The 18,579-nt window shown below is 68.8% G+C and carries 17 protein-coding genes; 13 read left to right on the top strand and 4 right to left on the bottom strand.

Features of this window, described 5'->3' with window-relative positions; genetic code table 11:
* Positions 1 to 82: 82 nt before the first annotated feature.
* The 7 genes from pafA to QNM97_RS11060 all read left to right on the top strand — a co-directional run bounded on the left by pafA (position 83) and on the right by QNM97_RS11060 (position 8,976).
* Positions 83 to 1,441: a Pup--protein ligase gene (gene pafA / locus QNM97_RS11090; RefSeq protein ID WP_014360026.1), complete on the top strand. Its 1,359-nt coding sequence runs from the start codon at positions 83 to 85 to the stop codon at positions 1,439 to 1,441.
* A 16-nt stretch (positions 1,442 to 1,457) separates the two neighbouring features.
* Complete coding sequence (locus QNM97_RS11085; RefSeq protein ID WP_283822769.1) at positions 1,458 to 2,459, top strand: helix-turn-helix transcriptional regulator; 1,002 nt, start codon at positions 1,458 to 1,460, stop codon at positions 2,457 to 2,459.
* Positions 2,459 to 3,466, top strand: a complete 1,008-nt coding sequence (locus QNM97_RS11080; protein WP_283822768.1) for a helix-turn-helix transcriptional regulator — start codon at positions 2,459 to 2,461, stop codon at positions 3,464 to 3,466. The genes QNM97_RS11085 and QNM97_RS11080 overlap by 1 nt, the downstream gene beginning before the upstream one ends.
* A gap of 90 nt (positions 3,467 to 3,556) precedes the next feature.
* Complete coding sequence (gene tatA, locus QNM97_RS11075) at positions 3,557 to 3,829, top strand: Sec-independent protein translocase subunit TatA (protein ID WP_208791227.1); 273 nt, start codon at positions 3,557 to 3,559, stop codon at positions 3,827 to 3,829.
* 11 nt (positions 3,830 to 3,840) lie between these two features.
* Positions 3,841 to 4,836 (top strand): twin-arginine translocase subunit TatC, encoded by a 996-nt coding sequence (gene tatC, locus QNM97_RS11070; protein WP_283822766.1) that lies wholly within the window; start codon positions 3,841 to 3,843, stop codon positions 4,834 to 4,836.
* A gap of 91 nt (positions 4,837 to 4,927) precedes the next feature.
* Positions 4,928 to 7,768, top strand: a complete 2,841-nt coding sequence (locus tag QNM97_RS11065) for a DEAD/DEAH box helicase (RefSeq protein ID WP_283822765.1) — start codon at positions 4,928 to 4,930, stop codon at positions 7,766 to 7,768.
* A 233-nt stretch (positions 7,769 to 8,001) separates the two neighbouring features.
* Entirely contained in the window at positions 8,002 to 8,976 is a 975-nt protein-coding gene (locus tag QNM97_RS11060) for a DUF4333 domain-containing protein (protein WP_283822764.1), read from the top strand.
* 46 nt (positions 8,977 to 9,022) lie between these two features.
* Here QNM97_RS11060 and QNM97_RS11055 read toward each other — a convergent pair whose 3' ends face one another.
* A complete protein-coding gene (locus QNM97_RS11055; RefSeq protein ID WP_283823168.1) occupies positions 9,023 to 9,988 on the bottom strand; it encodes a 5'-3' exonuclease in 966 nt (321 codons plus the stop codon).
* Positions 9,989 to 10,122: 134 nt separating this feature from the next.
* Between QNM97_RS11055 and QNM97_RS11050 the strand changes: the two genes are divergently transcribed.
* The gene (locus QNM97_RS11050) at positions 10,123 to 11,241 is read left to right on the top strand and encodes a M24 family metallopeptidase (RefSeq protein ID WP_283822763.1); all 1,119 of its coding nucleotides are present in this window, start codon (positions 10,123 to 10,125) and stop codon (positions 11,239 to 11,241) included.
* A gap of 16 nt (positions 11,242 to 11,257) precedes the next feature.
* Here QNM97_RS11050 and QNM97_RS11045 read toward each other — a convergent pair whose 3' ends face one another.
* Complete coding sequence (locus QNM97_RS11045) at positions 11,258 to 11,674, bottom strand: pyridoxamine 5'-phosphate oxidase family protein (protein ID WP_283822762.1); 417 nt, start codon at positions 11,672 to 11,674, stop codon at positions 11,258 to 11,260.
* A gap of 85 nt (positions 11,675 to 11,759) precedes the next feature.
* On the opposite strand from QNM97_RS11045, the gene dprE2 reads away from it, so the two are divergent.
* From dprE2 to QNM97_RS11025, 4 genes are read left to right on the top strand one after another with little or no spacing between them, the layout of a single operon-like run.
* Positions 11,760 to 12,536, top strand: coding sequence for a decaprenylphospho-beta-D-erythro-pentofuranosid-2-ulose 2-reductase (gene dprE2 / locus QNM97_RS11040; RefSeq protein ID WP_283822761.1), 777 nt, complete (start codon positions 11,760 to 11,762; stop codon positions 12,534 to 12,536).
* Entirely contained in the window at positions 12,533 to 13,816 is a 1,284-nt protein-coding gene (gene cbiE, locus QNM97_RS11035) for a precorrin-6y C5,15-methyltransferase (decarboxylating) subunit CbiE (protein WP_283822760.1), read from the top strand. The genes dprE2 and cbiE overlap by 4 nt, the downstream gene beginning before the upstream one ends.
* Positions 13,813 to 14,610 carry a cobalt-precorrin-4/precorrin-4 C(11)-methyltransferase gene (locus tag QNM97_RS11030; protein ID WP_283822759.1) on the top strand — a complete coding sequence of 266 codons (798 nt, stop codon included), beginning with the start codon at positions 13,813 to 13,815 and terminating at the stop codon, positions 14,608 to 14,610. The genes cbiE and QNM97_RS11030 overlap by 4 nt, the downstream gene beginning before the upstream one ends.
* On the top strand, positions 14,600 to 15,367 hold the full coding sequence (locus tag QNM97_RS11025) for a cobalt-precorrin-6A reductase (protein ID WP_502875027.1): 768 nt from the start codon (positions 14,600 to 14,602) through the stop codon (positions 15,365 to 15,367). Before QNM97_RS11030 ends, QNM97_RS11025 begins: the two co-directional genes overlap by 11 nt.
* Positions 15,368 to 15,419: 52 nt before the next feature.
* Here QNM97_RS11025 and cobJ read toward each other — a convergent pair whose 3' ends face one another.
* Together cobJ and QNM97_RS11015 are read right to left on the bottom strand one after the other, a co-directional pair.
* Complete coding sequence (cobJ, locus tag QNM97_RS11020; protein ID WP_283822757.1) at positions 15,420 to 16,973, bottom strand: precorrin-3B C(17)-methyltransferase; 1,554 nt, start codon at positions 16,971 to 16,973, stop codon at positions 15,420 to 15,422.
* A gap of 10 nt (positions 16,974 to 16,983) precedes the next feature.
* Positions 16,984 to 17,607: a precorrin-8X methylmutase gene (locus QNM97_RS11015; RefSeq protein WP_283822756.1), complete on the bottom strand. Its 624-nt coding sequence runs from the start codon at positions 17,605 to 17,607 to the stop codon at positions 16,984 to 16,986.
* Between the two features lie 120 nt (positions 17,608 to 17,727).
* On the opposite strand from QNM97_RS11015, the gene QNM97_RS11010 reads away from it, so the two are divergent.
* On the top strand, positions 17,728 to 18,426 hold the full coding sequence (locus QNM97_RS11010; RefSeq protein ID WP_283822755.1) for a thioesterase II family protein: 699 nt from the start codon (positions 17,728 to 17,730) through the stop codon (positions 18,424 to 18,426).
* Positions 18,427 to 18,579 lie beyond the last annotated feature (153 nt).

The raw sequence follows: 18,579 nt of genomic DNA, 5'->3' as shown, positions 1-18,579 counted from the left end.
ACGTTCGTCCCGCCCGCGGACGGCGTGGTCGGCTCGCGCGTCCGGCAGGTCGCCGTGGCGGCGCGCGGGTAGGGTTGATCACGTGCAGCGTCGAATCATGGGCATCGAGACGGAATTCGGTGTCACGTGCACCTTTCACGGTCATCGCCGACTCAGTCCCGACGAGGTGGCCCGCTATCTGTTCCGTCGGGTCGTCTCGTGGGGCCGGTCGTCGAATGTGTTCCTGCAGAACGGCGCGCGGCTCTACCTCGATGTCGGGTCGCATCCGGAGTACGCGACCGCCGAATGCGATGGTCTGGTCCAGCTGATCAATCACGACCGCGCGGGTGAGCTCGTCCTCGAGGACCTGCTGATCGACGCCGAGCAGCGCCTGGCCGACGAGGGCATCGGTGGTGACATCTACCTGTTCAAGAACAACACCGACTCGGCCGGCAACTCCTACGGGTGCCACGAGAACTACCTGGTGGTGCGCGCGGGCGAGTTCTCCCGCATCTCCGACGTGCTGTTGCCGTTCCTGGTGACCCGGCAGCTGATCTGCGGCGCAGGGAAGGTCCTTGCCACGCCGAAGGCGGCGACCTTCTGTCTGTCGCAGCGTGCCGAACACATCTGGGAGGGTGTGTCGTCGGCGACCACGCGTTCCCGTCCGATCATCAACACCCGCGACGAGCCGCACGCCGACGCCGAGAAGTACCGGCGTCTGCACGTCATCGTCGGCGACTCCAACATGGCGGAGATGACGACGCTGCTCAAGGTCGGCTCGGCGGCGTTGGTGCTGGAGATGATCGAGGCCGGTGTGGTCTTCCGGGATTTCGCGCTGGACAACCCGATTCGCGCCATCCGGGAGGTCAGCCACGACCCCACGGGGCGTCGCCCGGTCCGGCTCGCCGGTGGTCGCCAGGCCAGCGCCCTGGACATCCAGCGCGAGTACCACGCGCGTGCGGTCGAGCACCTGGTGAACCGACGCCCGGATCCGGAGATGGACATGGTGGTCGATCTGTGGGGCCGGATGCTCGACGCGGTGGAGAGCGGCGACTTCTCCGGTGTGGACACCGAGATCGACTGGGTGATCAAGCGCAAGCTGTTCGAGCGCTATCAGGACCGGTACTCCATGGATCTGTCCGACCCGAAGATCGCGCAACTCGATCTGGCGTTCCACGACATCAAACGCGGTCGCGGCGTCTTCGACGTCCTGTCCCGTAAGGGCCTGGTGCGGCGGATCACCACCGACGAGGCGATCAAGACCGCGGTGAACGAACCGCCGCAAACCACCCGGGCCAAGCTGCGCGGTGACTTCATCTCCGCAGCACAGAAGGCCGGACGTGATTTCACCGTCGACTGGGTTCACCTCAAGCTGAATGATCAGGCGCAACGAACGGTGCTGTGCAAGGACCCGTTCCGGTCGGTCGACGAGCGCGTCGATCGCCTGATCGCGTCCATGTGAGTCGTAGGCTCGACGGGTGGCATCATCCAAGGTCTCGAAGGTCGAGCGACTCCTCAATCTGGTGATCTGCCTGCTGGCGACCAAGCAGTTCGTCACCGCCGAGTACATCCGCCGCAACGTGGTCGGGTACCACGACGACGGTCAGTCGGCCGAGGCGTTCAACCGGATGTTCGAGCGCGACAAGACCGAGCTGCGCGAGCTCGGCATCCCGCTGGTGACCGGGCCGTCGGCGATGGGGCAGGGGCTCGACGGTTATCGCATCAATCGCGACAGCTATGAGCTGCCCGACATCTCGTTCGACCGGGACGAGGCCGCCGCGATCGCGATGGCGGCCACCCTGTGGGACACCCCGGAGATCTCGGCCATCTCGCAGACCGCGGTCCTGAAGTTGCGCGCGGCCGGATTCGACGTCCGCGCCGACGACGAGATCGGGATCTCCGCAGGTGATTCGGCGCGGTCGATGGGTAGCGAGGCGACCCTCGGAGCGTTGCTGCCGGCCATCGAGGCGCAACGCGCGGTGACCTTCACCTATCGGGCCGGATCGGGATCGGCGGGAATGTCACGAACTCTCGAACCGTGGGGGGTGGTCACCAATCGCGGCCGCTGGTATGTCGTCGGCCACGATCGCGACCGCGCCGACACCCGCACCTTCCGGCTGAGCCGGCTCACCGATGTGACGGCGGTCGACGAGCCGGGCTCGGTGACCGTCCCCGATGGCACCGATCTCCAGGCGATCGTCGCCTCGGCGGTGGAATCCGCAGCCGGGTCCGACGGCCGCACTGCACGGGTGTGGGTGGCGGACGGGCGCGCCGCGGGCTTGCGGCGTCATGCGGCCGGCCGGACCGCGCAGGAGTACGACGGCGAACCTGGCGATGTCCTTGACATCGAGATCGGCTCGCTGACCGGTCTCGCGCGGATGGTGCTCGGCGCGGGCGCCGACGCGGTGGTGCTGTCGCCACCGGAGCTGAGGCAGATCGTCATCGATGGTCTCGACACCCTGACGCAGGTGGGTGCCTGATGGCCCAGGCTGCACCGTCCCGATTGAGCCGCCTGCTCGCGCTCGTCCCGTATTTCCTTGCCCACGACGGCATCTCGATCGATCAGGCGGCGGCCGATCTCGGGGTGACCGAGCGCCAGCTGACCAAGGACCTCGAGCAACTGTTCGTGTGCGGCCTGCCGGGCTACTACCCGGACGATCTCATCGAGGTCGAGTTCAGCGAGGGACACGTGCACGTCGGGTTCACCGCGGGCATGGACCGGCCGCTGCGGCTGACCCCGACCGAGGCCAGCATCCTGCTGGTGGCATTGCGCGCGCTCGTCGACACCCCGGGGGTCCTCGACCGCGAAGCGGCCGGGCGGGCCATCGCCAAGATCGAGCAGGCGGTCGGCGCCCCGGTACCCGGTGCCGCGGGCGGTTCCGGACTCGCACCTCTCACCTCGGCCTCGGGCGACGACCTCACCGAGTCACCCCGTTATCGCATCGTCCGGGAGGCGGTGCGGTCGAGCCGTGCCCTGGCGTTGAACTACTACTCGGCGAGCCGCGACGTGGTGACCCGGCGGATCGTCGACCCGATCTCGCTGCAGGCCGTCGACGGTCACACCTATCTGCAGGCGTGGTGCCGCGAGAGCGAGGGCGTCCGGCTGTTCCGCTTCGACCGGATCGACGAGGCGGTGATGCTCGACGAACCGGCAGCGCCGCCCGATCAGGCGCGCCACACCGTGCAGTCGCCGATTCTCACCGAGAACCCCGACCTTCCGTCGGTGGACATCGAGGTCGATTCCTCGGAGTTGTGGATTCTCGACTACTACACCGTCGAGCCACTCGAACCGATCGAGGATCGACCCGATTCGTCCGCGCCGGTCCGGGCTCGCCTGGTCTATGGCTCGGCGGACTGGTTGACCCGCTTCCTCCTCGGGTTCGGCGGGCGAGTGCGCGTCGTCGACGACGCCGACATCGCGACGGCGATCGACGCCGAGGCCACACGCGCCCGGGCTCGCTACACCACCGGCCCCGCGGGGGCGTGACCATGAGTCGTCACACTTGCGGTGACGGGTGTTCCGGGGTGCGGGGTACGATGGCCCTCGGGCCGAGAAATGACGGGGAAAGGTAGTTCAATGGGTGCAATGTCATGGTGGCACTGGGTCATCGTGCTGGTGGTTCTGGTGCTGCTGTTCGGATCGAAGAAGCTGCCCGACGCCGCACGCGGACTGGGTCAGTCACTGCGGATCTTCAAGAGCGAGGTCCAGGAGATGCAGAAGGACGGGGAGACCCGACCGACCGCCGCCGAGCCCGCCCCGCCGCGTGAACTGCCGACCTCCCCGGAGACGCCGGCGCACAACGCGGCAGCTCCGAACGCGCCGGCCGACAATACGAAGAAGTCCGCCTAGGCGCGTACGGCGTGCGGATCCCACTCGACCCGCGTAAGCGACAACGCAAGCTCAATCCCGACGGCACCATGCCGTTGGTCGAGCATCTGCAGGAGCTTCGGTACCGACTCCTCGTGGCGATGGCGGCCATCGTCGTCACCACGATCGTCGGCTTCATCTGGTACTCACGCGGCATCCCCGGCGTCTCGTCCCTGGGCGATCTGCTGCGCGAACCCTACTGTTCGCTACCACCGTCGACCCGGGCGACACTGACCGCCGACGGTAGCTGTCGGCTCCTCGCGACCGGCCCCTTCGACCAGTTCATGTTGCGGCTGAAGGTCGCGCTGACCGCCGGCATGGTGCTGGCGTGCCCCGTCTGGCTGTATCAGGTCTGGCAGTTCGTGACCCCGGGCCTGCACGCCAACGAACGCAAGTACGCGATGAGTTTCGTCTCCGCGGCCGCGGTGCTGTTCGTCGGTGGCGCCGTGATGGCGTACCTGGTGGTGGCCAAGGCTTTTCACTTCCTGCTGACCGTGGGTAACGACGTACAGGTCACCGCTCTGGCCGGTGACCAGTACTTCGGATTCATGATCCACCTGCTGATCATCTTCGGCGTGAGCTTCGAGCTACCGCTGCTCATCGTCGCGCTCAACCTCGTCGGGGTCGTCAGCTATCAGAAGCTCAAGGCGTGGCGCCGCGGGCTCATCTTCACCATGTTCGTCTTCGCGGCGATCGTCACGCCCGGCCAGGACCCGTTCACGATGCTGTCATTGTCCCTGGCGCTGACGGTGCTGCTCGAGGTCGCCATCCAGATCGCCCGCGTCAACGACCGCCGCAAGACCCGCCGCACCCAGGAGTGGGACGCCTTGGCCGACGACCAGGCCGGCCCCATCCCCGCTCCGTCCGCACCACCGGTGGCCTCCCGGCTGGAGCCGGCCGGCGGGGTGAGCACCGGCAGTCGCCCCGCCGAGCAGGGCACGCCGCGTGCCCGGGTGCGCGACGCATCCACCTTCGACGACATCCTCTGACCCACCGACCTCTCACCGGCCATGTGTCACCGGGTCACGACGGAGCTGCACGGAGAGCACCGATGGCCTCGAAGGTGACATGCTGGAGTCGATGACTTCCTTCGACCGGCTCGACGCCCCCTCCGCCACCGCGGGATCGGCGTTCGACACCTTCGTCGCCCGCCTGGACTTCCGTCTCGACGATTTCCAGATCCGCGCCTGCCACGCTCTGGAGAGCGGCCACGGCGTCCTCGTCTGTGCCCCCACCGGTGCGGGCAAGACCATCGTCGGCGAGTTCGCCGTTCACCTGGCGCTCGCCTCGGGCAGCAAATGCTTCTACACCACGCCGATCAAGGCACTGAGCAACCAGAAGTACGCCGATCTGGTCGCGGTGCACGGTGCCGCGTCGGTCGGTCTGCTCACCGGTGACACCTCGATCAACTCCGACGCGCCGGTGGTGGTGATGACCACCGAGGTCGTGCGCAACATGATCTACGCGAACTCCCCGGCGCTGAACGGCTTGTCGCATGTGGTGATGGACGAGGTGCACTTCCTCGCCGACCGCTTCCGCGGCGCGGTGTGGGAAGAGGTCATCCTGCATCTCGAACCCTCGGTTCGGGTGGTCAGCCTGTCGGCGACGGTGAGCAACGCCGAGGAGTTCGGCGAGTGGATCCAGACCGTTCGTGGCGACACCACGGTTATCGTCGACGATCACCGGCCGGTGCCCCTGACCCAACACATGCTGGTCGGCAGCAGACTGTTCGACCTGTTCGACTCCCACGGTGCGGCAGGTGATCATCGGCCGAAGGTCAATCCCGAGCTGAAGCGTTTCATCCGCCACCGGATGCTCCTCGAGGACGACGACGATCAGCGCGGGCGACGCGGGCGTGGCCGTCCCCGACGTAAGCCGGGCCCGCCCCGGCCGCAGGTCGTCGCACGATTGGAGAAGGAGGGTCTGCTCCCGGCGATCGGATTCATCTTCTCCCGCGCCGGCTGTGACGGCGCGCTCGCGCAGTGCCTGCGGTCGGGTCTGAACCTGCTGACGCCCGATCAGGTGGCGGCGGTGGACCAGGTGGTGGATCGGCATCTGACCGAACTCTCACCCGCCGACGCCGACGTCCTGGGTGTCGACGAGTGGCGGGCGGGTCTGCGACGCGGGTTCGCCGCCCACCACGCCGGGTTGTTGCCGACCTTCCGGCACACGGTCGAGGAGCTCTTCGTCCGCGGCCTGGTCCGCATGGTGTTCGCCACCGAGACCCTGGCGCTGGGCATCAACATGCCCGCCCGGTCGGTGGTCCTCGAACGGCTCGTCAAGTTCAACGGCGAGGCGCACGTGGACCTGAGCCCCGGCGAGTTCACCCAGCTGACCGGCCGCGCGGGCCGGCGCGGCATCGACGTCGAGGGACACGCGGTGATCGTGTGGTCGCCGGAACTGATCCCGGAGCAGGTCGCCGGGCTGGCCGGTGCCCGCACCTTCCCGCTGCGGAGTTCCTTTGCGCCGGAATACAACATGGCGGTGAACCTGATCGGCCGACTCGGCCTCGCCGGGTCGCGCGATCTGCTCAACCGCTCCTTCGCGCAGTTCCAGGCGGACCGTTCGGTGGTCGGTCAGGCGCGCAAGGTCGACGAGATGAGCCGTCAGTTGCGGCGTCTCGACGTCGAACTCGCCGGTGCCGCACGGCGGCGGGGGATCGATCCGGGACCGATCGGCATCGACGGGGACTCCGGCGGCGTGCCGGACGCGTCAGACGACGTGCACGGCACGGACGAACCCTACGCCGGATTCCTCGGATACATCACCCTGCGTGAGGACATCCGGCGGCGCGAGCGGGATCTGCGGTTCCGGCGTCGCGTCGAGGGCCGTGACGCGATCGCCGACGAACTCGCCGCGCTCAAACGTGGTGCGGTCATCGGTGTGCCGACGGGGCGCCATCGCGGGATCGCGGTCGTGCTGGAGACGGCCGGGGCGCCGGTCGACCCGAAACCCCTCGTCCTCACCGAGGACGCCTGGTGCGGCCGGGTAGGGGTGGCCGATTTCGTCAATCCTCCGGAGGTCCTCGGCGGAATGCGCCTGCCGCGCAATGCTGATCGTCGTTCCGGGCGGGGTCGTCGCGACCTTGCGTCGGCGCTGCGCGCCACGGGCATCGAGATGCCCCGGGGCCGGCGCAGCAAGAAGCGCGCCGAGGCCGCCGATGACGCCGAGTTGAAGCGGCTCCGACACGTGCTGAAGGCTCATCCCGCCCACGGCATCGACGCCTCCGACGATCTGTTCCGACTGGCCGAACGACGCAACCGGCTGTTGCGCGACATCGTCGACGCGCAGGCGCGGATCGGTGCGCGCACCTCGACGCTCGGTGTCACCTTCGATCACATCGTCGGGGTGCTCAGCGAACTCGGTTATCTGGAGTACGTCGACGAGACCGTGCGCGTCACCCCGACGGGCGAGGTGCTCGGCCGGATCTACAGCGAGAGCGACCTGGTGGTGACCGAGTGCATCCGGGCGGGGATCTGGGACAAGCTCTCACCGCCGGATCTGGCGGCCGTCGTCGCCGCGATGGTCTTCGAGTCGCGTCGCGAGAGCTATTCCGGTGCCGACGCGATGAGCGGCAATCCGGCACTGCGCGCGGCGGTCTCCGAGACCGTCGCGATCTGGCGGTCGGTGACCGCCGTCGAGACACGCCACCACGTCTCGCCGACTCGGGAACCCGACACCGGCTTCTCCATCGCGGTCTCGATGTGGGTGTCGGGACGGTCGTTGACCGAGGCGCTCGCCGCGGCCGGTGAGCGCGGACATCTGCTCTCGCCGGGAGACTTCGTCCGCTGGAATCGACAGGTCGTCGACCTGCTCGAACAGATCCGATTGTGCGTGGGTGAGGATTCGCCGTTGGCGCGCCCCGCGCGCGTGGCGGTGGGGGCCATTCGCCGGGGTGTGGTCGCCGCCGAACTGAGCTGACCGTCGATATTCGGTCGTCCGATCGACACCAGTGGTCGCCGTCGGGCGCATTGAGTGATCGAGGGCGGTCGCTGGGGTAACGTTTCTTGCTGATCGGGCCGGTGGGCGACCTCCCGCGCTGACGTCGGCGGAGACAGGCCGAACACACCTCGGGGGACGTTCACCGACCATGGAGTCGGGCGAATCGGCGACACGCGCACGCCAGGCGGCGCAGCGAAGGCGGGAGACCACAGATGAGCAATCCGGAAGACCCCAGCAACAAGGTTCCCGGCACTCCGGCTGGCGGCGACGCGGCTCCGGGCGGCCCTGCCGCACCCGCGAACCCGACGGAAGCCGGAACCGACGGCAAGACCGAGGTCGTGCAGATTCCCGGGCACGTGCAGCAGCCACCGCAGGCGCCGCCGACCACCGCCACCCCGGCCGGTTATCCCGCCCAGCCTGGCCCTCCCCAGCAACCCGGATACCCTGCACCGGGTTACGGAACCCCTTCGGCGCCATCGGGATTCGGCGCGACGAGCGGTCAGCAGTACAACCCGACCCAGATGGCGCCCACCAGCCAGCCCCAGCAGTTCGGTCAGACCCCGCAATTCACTCAGGGCCAGGCTTACGGCCCGCCCCAGCAGTTCGGCCAGCCCCAGCCATACGGTCAGCAGCCCGGCCAGGCGAGCGCGCCGTACGGCGCTGAAGCCCAAGCGCCGTACGGCGGCCCGGCCCAGCAGCCGGGGGCTCCGTATGGTCAGCAGCCCGGGACCACGCCCTACGGTGCCCAGAGTCAGCCGGGTACCGCCGGTTTCGGCCAGTTCAACCAGCCGCAACCGGGACAGCCCGGCCCCTACGGTGCGTACGGAGCACCCGGCGACCAGTTCGCCGGCATGGCCGCGCCCACGCAGAAGAAGGGTCTCTGGAGGGGACTGATCGCCGTGGGCGCGGTCCTGATCGTCGCGGCGATCGCGATCGTCGTCACCGGATGGCTGTGGTGGTGGCCGCGTGAACTGGATCAGACGGCCGCGCAGAACGGTGTCAAACAGGTTCTCACCGAGCAGTACCAGGCCAGCGACGTCTCGGATGTGAGCTGCCCGTCCGGCCAGAAGGTCAAGAAGGGCAACTCCTTCACGTGCACGGCGACCGTCGGCGGCCAGAAGCAGAACGTCAAGGTCACCTTCCTCGACGACGACGGCAAGTACCAGGTGGCGCGACCGACCAGCTGAGCCGACCGGGGCCACACCACGACACGCGGCCGGACGCCGGACGCGATCAGCGCGGCACGTCGAGATCCCACCCCAGAGCCTTGGACAGGCGGCCGACCGACGTCCCGATCCCCAGTTCGGCCGCGAGTTCGACCAGACGCCCCGGATCCGCCGGTGCCGCGGGTAAGCGGTCGTCGGTGCTCTCCACGGTCTCGGCGTCCGTACGGACGAAGACCACCGTGCGCGCGGCGCTCAGATAGTCGGCGGAAGCGATGAGCGCCTTGCGGTTTCGCGGCGTCAGCGATGACGACGGATCGGCGGCCGCGGCTTCGAGTTCGTCGAGTCCGCCGTATTCGGTGATGAGCTTGGCCGCGGTCTTCTCGCCGATCCCGCTCACCCCGGGCAGACCGTCGGACGGGTCACCGCGCAGGATCGACATCTCCGCGTACCCCGCACCGGCACGCTCGGTGGGCACGCCGTACTTCTCGCCGACCTCCACCGGACCCATCATCTCCGCCTTCGCCAGCCCACGACCGACATAGAGAACCCGCACGCGGACCGGGTCGTCGGCGACGACCTGCAGCAGATCCCGGTCGCCGCTCACCACGATCACGTCGTCGGTGGACTCGGCGAACGCCAACGTGCCGATCACATCGTCGGCCTCGCAGCCTGCTGCACCCGAGGTGGCGACTCCGGCCGCGGCGAGCACCTCGAGGATCATGTCAACCTGCGGGGTGAGGGTGTCCGGAACTTCCTCGATATCGACGGTTGTAGCGCCACCCCCGTGGGTGTCGCCGGCCGGCTGGGCCACCCGATGCGCCTTGTAGGAGGGGATGAGGTCGGTACGGAACGACGGTCGCCAGTCGAGATCGAGGCAGACCACCAGTCGCGTCGGTCCCTCGCGTGTCACCAGGGTGGCGATGGTGTCGAGAAAGCCGCGGACGGCGTTCACGGGCCGACCGTCGGGTGCGGTCATCTTCTCCGGCAGCGCGAAGAAGGAGCGGAACCACAGGCTGGCGCCGTCGAGCAGCATCAGGGTGCCGTGGGTGGATCGTCCGGTGTCGGTCACGCCCACAACTCTGTCATCCCGCGCCGACATCACGCGCGAGGCTCCGACGCCGTGGCGTCGAATCCGACCCACCACCGCCATCCGCGTAGGCTGCCCGCATGGGTAGTGCTTCGCGATTCGACTCCGATGTGTACCGCACGAGGGTGGCCCGCGCGGCCGAACTGACCGCCGGCGCCGGACTCGACGCCCTGATCGTCTCGCCCGGCCCGGACCTGCGGTATCTGATCGGTTCGCGCGCGGAGACCTTCGAGCGGTTGACGGCGTTGGTGATCGGCGCCGACGGCACCGCACGCCTGGTCGTCGCGCGTCTGGAACTGGCCTCGGTGCGTGAGTCGGCGGCCGCGGATCTCGGTATCGAGATCGTGGACTGGGTCGACGGTCAGGACGCCCACGGACTGGCTTTGACCGGCCTACCCGACCATCCACGGCTCGCCGTGTCCGACGCGATGCCCGCCTTGCACCTCGTGCCGATCGCGCAGCGGGTCGACGCCACCCCGGCCCTGGCCACCGCCGTGCTGCGCGAACTCCGAATGATCAAGGACGACGCGGAGATCGAGGCACTGCGCCGGGCCGGTGCGGCGATCGATCGGGTGCATGCGCGCATGAGTGAGTGGCTGCGGCCGGGACGCACCGAGAAGGACGTCGCCGACGACATCGCCGCGGCGATCGTCGCCGAGGGCCACACCGGGGCGGAGTTCGTCATCGTCGGCTCCGGACCACACGGCGCCGACCCGCACCACGAGTTCTCCGACCGGGTGATCGAGCCCGACGACATCGTGGTCATCGATATCGGCGGTCCGGTCGAGCCCGGATACAACTCCGATTCCACCCGCACCTACTGCTTCGCACCCCCGCCGGTCGAGATCGCCGACGCCTACGCCGCCCTTCAGGAAGCGCAGGCGCGTGCGGTGGAGTCGGTGCGGCCGGGCGTCACCGCCGAGTCGATCGACGCCGCCGCCCGCGATCTGCTGAGTGAGCGCGGGCTGGCCGAGAACTTCATCCACCGCACCGGGCACGGCATCGGCCTGTCGGTCCACGAAGAGCCCTACATCGTGGGCGGAAACGATCTCATCCTGCGCCCGGGAATGGCTTTCAGCGTCGAACCGGGTGTGTACTTCGCGGGCCACTGGGGTGCGCGGATCGAGGACATCGTGGTGGTCACCGAGGACGGCCACGACGCTCTCAACGTCCGGCCGCACGACCTCGTGGTGCTGTAGAGCTCTGGCCGGGCTCTCACCCCTGTGGTGGTTCCCCGAGCAGCGTGCGCGACCCCATCACCCGGTCCACGGTGACCTCGATGACCACCCGCCGCGGATTCGGCCGGGGTTCGCGGTAGCGCCGCGCGTATCGCTGTTCTGCGTCGGTGACCCGCTCGGGCTCGCGACGGATGCGGGCCGGCCCTTCCAGGGTCAGCCAGCGCGGCCCGTCGACGTGGGTGAGCGCCGCATATCCGCCGCGTTCGACGTTGCGCACCTTCTGGTTGCCCTCGCTGGTGATCACCCGCGCCAGACCCGCCGCCTCGTCGTAGGTGAAACCGACGGCCGCGACGTGCGGGGTGCCGTCGGCGCGCAGGGTCGCGATGGTCGCGAGGTGGCGCTCGGCGAGAAAGGACAGGGCGTCGGAGCCGAGGTCGGCGCGGGTTCGTGGCATGGGTTCACGGTAGCGACCGCGGGCGGGTGATCGCGCCGGATGCCCGGCGCCTCGCGTGTGCGCGCGCGATGCGATACTGCATCCCGTGGCAGACGAGGGTGTGGAGTCCGATCGCGGGACCGTGGTCGTCTTCGGTGGCCGCAGCGAGATCGGGGTGGCGTTGGCCGAGCGGCTGTGTGCCGGCCGGGTCGTCGTCCTCGCCGCCCGCCGTCCCGACGATCTCGAGCCCCAGCGACAGACCTTGCTGGCGGCGGGAGCCACCGACGTCGTCGCCATGGGCTTCGACGCCGACGACACCGCGACCCACCCCGCGGTGATCGACACCCTCACCGGCGAGCACGGTCCGATCGGGATCGCGATCGTGGCGTTCGGCATTCTCGGCGATCAGGCGCGCGCCGAATCCGATGTGGCCCATGCCCTGCAGATCGCGCACACCGACTATCTCGCCCAGATCAGTGTGCTGACCCCGCTCGCAACGGCCATGCGCGCCGAACGCAACGGGACCATCATCGTCTTCTCCTCGGTCGCGGGTGTTCGGGTGCGCCGCGCCAATTACGTCTACGGATCCACCAAGGCCGGACTCGACGGCTTCGCCAGTGGACTTGCGGATGCGTTGCACGGCAGTGGTGTTCGGCTGTTGTTGGCCCGACCGGGCTTTGTCATCGGCAACATGACGGCGGAGTTGATGGCGCAGGGCACCCGACCCGCACCGCTGTCGGTGACGGCCGACGAGGTCGCCGACGCGGTCGCACGCGCCTACCGCAGACGACGATCAGAGGTGTGGATACCGGCACTCCTGCGTCCGCTGTTCGTCGGCATGCGACTGCTTCCGCGAGCAATCTGGCGGCGGCTGCCCCGATGAGCGATTCCGTTCCCGCTCACGACGACTCGACCTTCGTCGTCGTCGGTATCGGTGCCGACGGCTGGGACGGCCTGACGCCCATCGCGCAGTCCGAGCTCACCTCGGCGCAAGTGATCATCGGGTCGGCCCGGCAACTCGATCTGCTGCCCGATCTCGGCGTCACCACCATTGCCTGGCGCTCGCCGATGTCGGAGCATCTCGACGCCGTCCTCACCGGGTCGTCCGCCGAGCTCGCCCGGTACGGCGGTCCCGGCGGTCTGCGGATCCATCTCCTGGCCAGCGGGGATCCGATGTTCCACGGGCTCGGTGCCACCATCGTGGCGGCGGTCGGACCGCGCCGCGTGCGGGTGATCCCGACGGTCTCGAGTGCCTCGCTCGCGTGCGCCCGCCTCGGCTGGGATCTCGCCGACGTCGCGGTCGTCAGTACGGTGACCGCCGACCCGGAGATCGTGCTCACCGAGATCACCGACGCACGGCGGGTGCTCGTACTGGCACGCGACGCGACCACCCCCGCCCGCATCGCCGAACTTCTCGTGGCCCACGGCTTCGGCAATTCGCCGTTCACCGTGTTGGAACAACTGGCCGGACCCCGCGAGCAGGTGACCGACGCGAGCGCCGACAGCTGGGATCCGGCGACCATCGTCGACCCACTGAACATCATCGCCGTCGACTGCATCGGCCCGCGGCGCTCGCCACTGCCCGGTCGCGATGAGAGTGAATTCGACCACGACGGACAGATCACCAAATCCGTCATCCGCGCCCTCACCGTGTGCGCGTTGACACCGTCCTACCGACAAACGTTGTGGGACATCGGTTCCGGCTCCGGCAGCGTGGCGATCGAATGGTTGCGCGCTCAGCCCGGCGGGGCGGTCATCGCCTTCGAACGCGATACCGCTCGGGCAGAGCGACTCCGCTCCAACGCCCACCGGCACGGCGTGTCCCAACACGTCACGGTCTGTGGCGCCGCGCCGGATGCGTTGGCGCACGCGCCCATTCCCGATGCGGTGTTCATCGGCGGCGGTCTCTCCCCGGTCGTGCTCGACACCGCGTGGGCGGCGTTGCGACCCGGTGGGCGGCTCGTCGCCAACGCGGTGACCATCGAGACACAGGCGATCCTCGCCGAGTGGCATCGGATGCGCGGCGACTCAGGCGAATCGACGCTGCGCCGGATCGCGGTGGAGACCGCGGCACCACTCGGCGGCTACCTCACCTGGCGCCCGGCACTGCCGATCGTCACCTGGGCGGGCACCAAAGCCGGCGACGGGCCGGTGGCGCGGTGACCCTGTTCCTGATCGGCGCGGGCCCCGGTGCCGCCGACCTCATCACCGTGCGCGGCGCCCGGATCCTCGGTCGCTGCCGAACCACCCTGGTGGCCGGATCGCTGGTGCCCGCGGAGATCCTCGAGATGTGCCCGGACGACGCCACGATCATCGACACCGCGCGAATGCCGTTGGAGCAGATCGTCTCCCACATCGTCGACGCGCATCGCGCCGGCCACGATGTGGCGCGTCTGCACTCGGGCGATCTCTCGCTGTACTCGGCGGTGACCGAGCAGGTCACCCGGGTCCGGGCCGAGGGTATCGACGTCGAATGGGTGCCCGGCGTTCCGGCCTTCGCCGCCGCGGCGTCGGCGCTGCAGAACGAGTTGACCGTTCCCGGGATCGGTCAGAGTCTGCTCGTCACCCGGGTGTCGACGCTGTCGACCGACATGCCGCCCGGTGAGGATCTCGCCGACCTCGCCGCTGCGGGCGTGACACTCGCGCTGCATCTCGCCGCCCATCGCGCCACGCAGATCGTGGAGACGCTGAGCCCCGTGTACGGCAACGATTGCCCGACTGCCACCGTCGCTTTCGCTTCTCGATCAGATCAGGTGATCATTCGCAGTCGGCTTGCCGACCTCGCCACCGCCCTGGCCGACGCGGGCATCACCCGCACCGCGGTGATCTTCGTCGGTCGTGTTCTCGACGCCGCCGATCATCCCGACCGTCTCGAGAGTTATCTGTACTCCCAGGCCCGGATGACCAAGTTGCGCAACGACTCCCATGGATATCGGGGAGAATCCGATGGCCGGTAGCCGACCGGCGGGCGTCGGCCGTGTGCTGATCCTCGGCGGTACGGCGGAGGCTCGCGGCCTCGCGGCAGACCTGCACCACGACGGTATCGAGATCGTGAGTTCGCTCGCCGGGCGGGTCGCCCGGCCCCGCCTGCCCGTCGGCGCGGTCCGCATCGGCGGCTTCGGCGGCGTCGACGGGTTGTCGAGGTGGTTGCACGACAACCACGTTCGCGCCGTGGTCGACGCGACCCACCCGTTCGCGGCCACGATCACCGCGCACGCCGTCACGGCGTGTGCCGTGACCGACACAGCGTTGCTGAGGCTTCGGCGTGCCCCGTGGGTCGCACGCCCGGGTGAGCACTGGACGCGGGTGCCCGACATCGGCGCCGCGGCCGCGGCGCTCACCGGTCACGACGGCCGCATCCTGCTCACCACCGGACGCCAGGACGCCGACGCCTTCGCCGGGGTCACCGGCGCGTGGTTCCTGATCCGGGTGGTCGACCCGCCGACCGGCCGGCTCCCGGCCCATCACACGATCCTGCGTTCGCGCGGTCCCTATCACCTCGATGCCGAACGGACACTGCTGCAGGAGAATCGGATCGACACGCTGGTGACCAAGAACAGCGGGGGAGCGTTGACCCACCCGAAACTCGACGCCGCCGCCGAACTGGGCGTTCGGGTGATCATGGTCGAAAGACCACCTGAACCGATGGGTGTCACTGCCGTCGGCGACGTCGAGTCGGCAGCAGCATGGGTCCGGACGCTGACCGACGGGTGACATCGGCCGGTTCGGCACCTGGTGCGCCGAGTGCCCGATCTGCCGCCGGCGTTCAGCGACTCGGGTGGCTGCGCGGGGTGTAGACGAGATCGCCGCCGCCACGTCGCACGATTCGGGTCGCCGACGACCCGATGATGATCAGCGTGCGCATGTCGACGACAGCCGGATCGAAGTCACCGACGGTGGTCACCGTCAGCGACTGCTCGGCGCCGCCGACGTCACGTCCGAGGACGAGCACTCGGTCCGCCGAGACCGATTCGGTCAGAATCTCTTTCAGCGCCGACACCTGCCAGGTACGACTGCGCGACCCCGGGTTGTAGACGGCGATCACCAGATCGGCGGCCACCGCGCGGCGGATCCGATCGGCGATCACCTCCCATGGTTTGAGCCGATCCGACAGCGAGATCACCGCGAAGTCGTGGCCGAGCGGCGCACCCACCGCCGCCGCGACGGCAGTCGCCGCGGTCATACCGGGGACGACCCGCACGGGCACATCGGCCCACCGAGGCTCGGCGGCCACCTCGGCCACCGCCGAGGCCATCGCGAACACCCCGGGATCGCCGGAGGAGACCACCACGACTCGGGCACCGCGGGCCGCGAGATCCAGGGCGAACTCGGCACGTTCGGCCTCGACCCGGTTGTCGCTGGCGTGGATGTGCTGTCCCGGCCGCGGCGACACACGCGCCAGATAGGTCTTGTAGCCGACCAGATCGGTGGCCGCCGCCAGTTCACGCTCCACCTGCGGGGTGGTCCAGTCGTCGGCACCCGGCCCGAGACCGACGACGACGACCTCCGCCCGCGGCGGGGCGGGACGATCCGCGCGCGGGTTGTTCATGCGCCCGGGCACCACCACCATCGAGAAGTACGGCACCTGTGCGGGATCGACCTCGGCGACCGGGGCCACCTTCTGGGCGGCGGTCGATGCGCGTTCGACGTACCACGCCTCGTCGAGCCGGCCCGCCGCGCGCAGCGCCTCACGCACCCCGGTGAAGGTTCGGCCGAGCTTGATGACCGCGAAAGCGTCTGCGTGCGCGAACAATTCCCGCATCCGGGGCACCGGGAGAGTGCCCGGTACGACGGTCAGCGTCTCCTCGGCCTCCACCAGCGGCACCTCGATCGCCGCCGACGCCGCACTCACCGATGTCACCCCCGGGATGATCTCGGTCGGGAACTCGGCGGCCAGGCGCTTGTGCATGTGCATGTAGGAACTGAAGAACAGCGGGTCGCCCTCGGCGAGCAGGGCCACGTCGCGGCCCGCACGCAGGTGGGTGGCGAGGAGTTCGGCACTGTCGGTGTAGAAGTCGTCGAGCGCACCGCGGTAGCCGCCGGGATGGTCGGCGGCCTCGGTGGTCACCGGGTACATCAACCTCTCCTCGATCGTCCCCGGACGCAGAAACGGCTCGGCGACCCCGCGGGCGATACTGCGTCCGTGGCGTGCGCAGTGGTAGGCCACGACCTCGGCGGAACCGATCACCCGAGCGGCCTTGACCGTCATCAGTTCGCTGTCACCGGGCCCGAGTCCGACTCCCCACAGGGTGCCGAGGCGCCGCGTCGGCGCCGACTGTGATGACACCGACTGTGATGACACCGATTGCTCTGCACTCATGGTCGACGCCTCATTCCTCCGGACTGGCCAGTGCGTTGACGGCGGCAGCGGTGATCGCCGAACCGCCCCGCCTGCCGGTGACCGTGATGAACTCGAGGTCGGCCCGGGCGGCCAGTTCGGCGCACGATTCGGCGGCCCCGACGAAGCCGACCGGCGCACCGACGATCGCGGCCGGCCGCGGTGCCCCGGCGTCGATCATCTCCAACAACGCGAACAGTGCGGTCGGGGCGTTTCCGATCGCGACGACGGCGCCGTCGAGGACCGGTCGCCAGAGCTCCAGTGCCGCAGCGGTTCTGGTGGTACCTATGCGTTCAGCCAACTCCGGCACCGCGGGATCGTGGAGATGGCATCGGATCTCGTTGTCCGTGGGAAGACGACGGCGGGTGATCCCGCTCGCGACCATCGTGGCATCGCAGAGAATCGGCGCCCCACCGGCCAGCGCGTTCCGTGCGGCGCGCACCACGCCCTCGGTGGCCACCACATCGCGCGTCAGATCGGTCTGTCCGCACGCATGGATCATCCGCACGACGACACCGGCGACGTCGGGCGCGAATGCGGACAGGTCGGACTCGGCACGGATGATCGCGAACGATCGACGATAGATGGAGGCGCCATCACGCAGGTACTCGGTCATGATGTCCGTCAGCCTATCGGCAGCCCCGGCGGGACCGATCATCCGCTCGGTCCCACTGGCGTCCCGGAGGCGATGATCGCCTCGGACCCGCATGCCGTCCGGGGCGCTATCGTATGCGGCGTGACCGCGCCAACGCTGTACATCTTCCCGCACGCAGGTGGCTCCGCGGCCTTCTACGTGCCCTTCGCGCGGACCTTCACTTCCGACATGGGTCGGGTGGCGGTCCAGTACCCCGGCAAGAACGGAAGCCAGGATCTGGCCGCGTTCACCGGTATCGACGCCCTCGCCGACACCGTGCTGAGCAAACTGCCGGCGTTCGGCTCGGACGCGCGTGTGGCATTCTTCGGCCATTCCATGGGTGCCCTGGTCGCCTTCGAGACCGCTCGCCGCCTCGAACAGCGCGGGGTGCAGATCGAGGCGCTGTTCGTCTCCGCCTGCGCGGCACCCGGTCGCAGTGGGTACGAGTACATCCCGGAGTCCGATCGTGGTCTCCTCGACGCGGTCGCACAGATGACCGGACTCGACCCCGCAATGCTGCAGGACGAGGCATTCTCTTCGCGGATTCTGCCGACCCTGCGCGGATTCAAGGCGATCACGGCCTACGAGTGCCCGCCGGAGGTGACGCTCGCGTGTCCCATTCATGCCTATCACGCCGACAACGACGAGGTCGCCACCGCGGAGAAGGTTGCTCCGTGGGCGCAGCGGACCTCGGCCGAATTCACCATGCGTGAGTTTCCCGGCCACCACTTCTATCTGTCCGAGCACCTCGCCGACGTGGTCGCCGACATCGAGCACCGCCTGTCGGTCACCAAGGGCTGAAGCCGCCCCCTGCACGACCGGGTGACCCGCACCCGTCATTGCGTCACGAATTCACCTCGACATTCCTCGCCGAATTTCATGACCATTTGAATTCAGAAACAATGCGAATTCATTCCTGGAGAATCGCTGTCGACTTTCCGTGAATTTCGCGGA

The sequence above is a fragment of the Gordonia sp. L191 genome, from assembly GCF_030077625.1.
In the GTDB taxonomy this organism is placed as follows: domain Bacteria; phylum Actinomycetota; class Actinomycetes; order Mycobacteriales; family Mycobacteriaceae; genus Gordonia; species Gordonia polyisoprenivorans_A.
The sequence above is the reverse complement of the archived record's forward strand: the minus strand, read 5'-3'. Positions and strand labels throughout refer to the sequence as shown.

Bases quoted from the DNA above. Each gene is read 5' to 3' on its own strand.
- QNM97_RS11060 (WP_283822764.1), top strand. From the start codon at position 8,002: ATGAGCAATCCGGAAGACCCCAGCAACAAGGTTCCCGGCACTCCGGCT.
- QNM97_RS11045 (WP_283822762.1), bottom strand. From the start codon at position 11,674: ATGCCACGAACCCGCGCCGACCTCGGCTCCGACGCCCTGTCCTTTCTC.
- tatA (WP_208791227.1), top strand. From the start codon at position 3,557: ATGGGTGCAATGTCATGGTGGCACTGGGTCATCGTGCTGGTGGTTCTG.
- QNM97_RS11065 (WP_283822765.1), top strand. From the start codon at position 4,928: ATGACTTCCTTCGACCGGCTCGACGCCCCCTCCGCCACCGCGGGATCG.
- cbiE (WP_283822760.1), top strand. From the start codon at position 12,533: ATGAGCGATTCCGTTCCCGCTCACGACGACTCGACCTTCGTCGTCGTC.
- QNM97_RS11025 (WP_502875027.1), top strand. From the start codon at position 14,600: ATGGCCGGTAGCCGACCGGCGGGCGTCGGCCGTGTGCTGATCCTCGGC.
- QNM97_RS11050 (WP_283822763.1), top strand. From the start codon at position 10,123: ATGGGTAGTGCTTCGCGATTCGACTCCGATGTGTACCGCACGAGGGTG.
- cobJ (WP_283822757.1), bottom strand. From the start codon at position 16,973: ATGAGTGCAGAGCAATCGGTGTCATCACAGTCGGTGTCATCACAGTCG.
- QNM97_RS11080 (WP_283822768.1), top strand. From the start codon at position 2,459: ATGGCCCAGGCTGCACCGTCCCGATTGAGCCGCCTGCTCGCGCTCGTC.
- QNM97_RS11015 (WP_283822756.1), bottom strand. From the start codon at position 17,607: ATGACCGAGTACCTGCGTGATGGCGCCTCCATCTATCGTCGATCGTTC.
- QNM97_RS11055 (WP_283823168.1), bottom strand. From the start codon at position 9,988: ATGCTGCTCGACGGCGCCAGCCTGTGGTTCCGCTCCTTCTTCGCGCTG.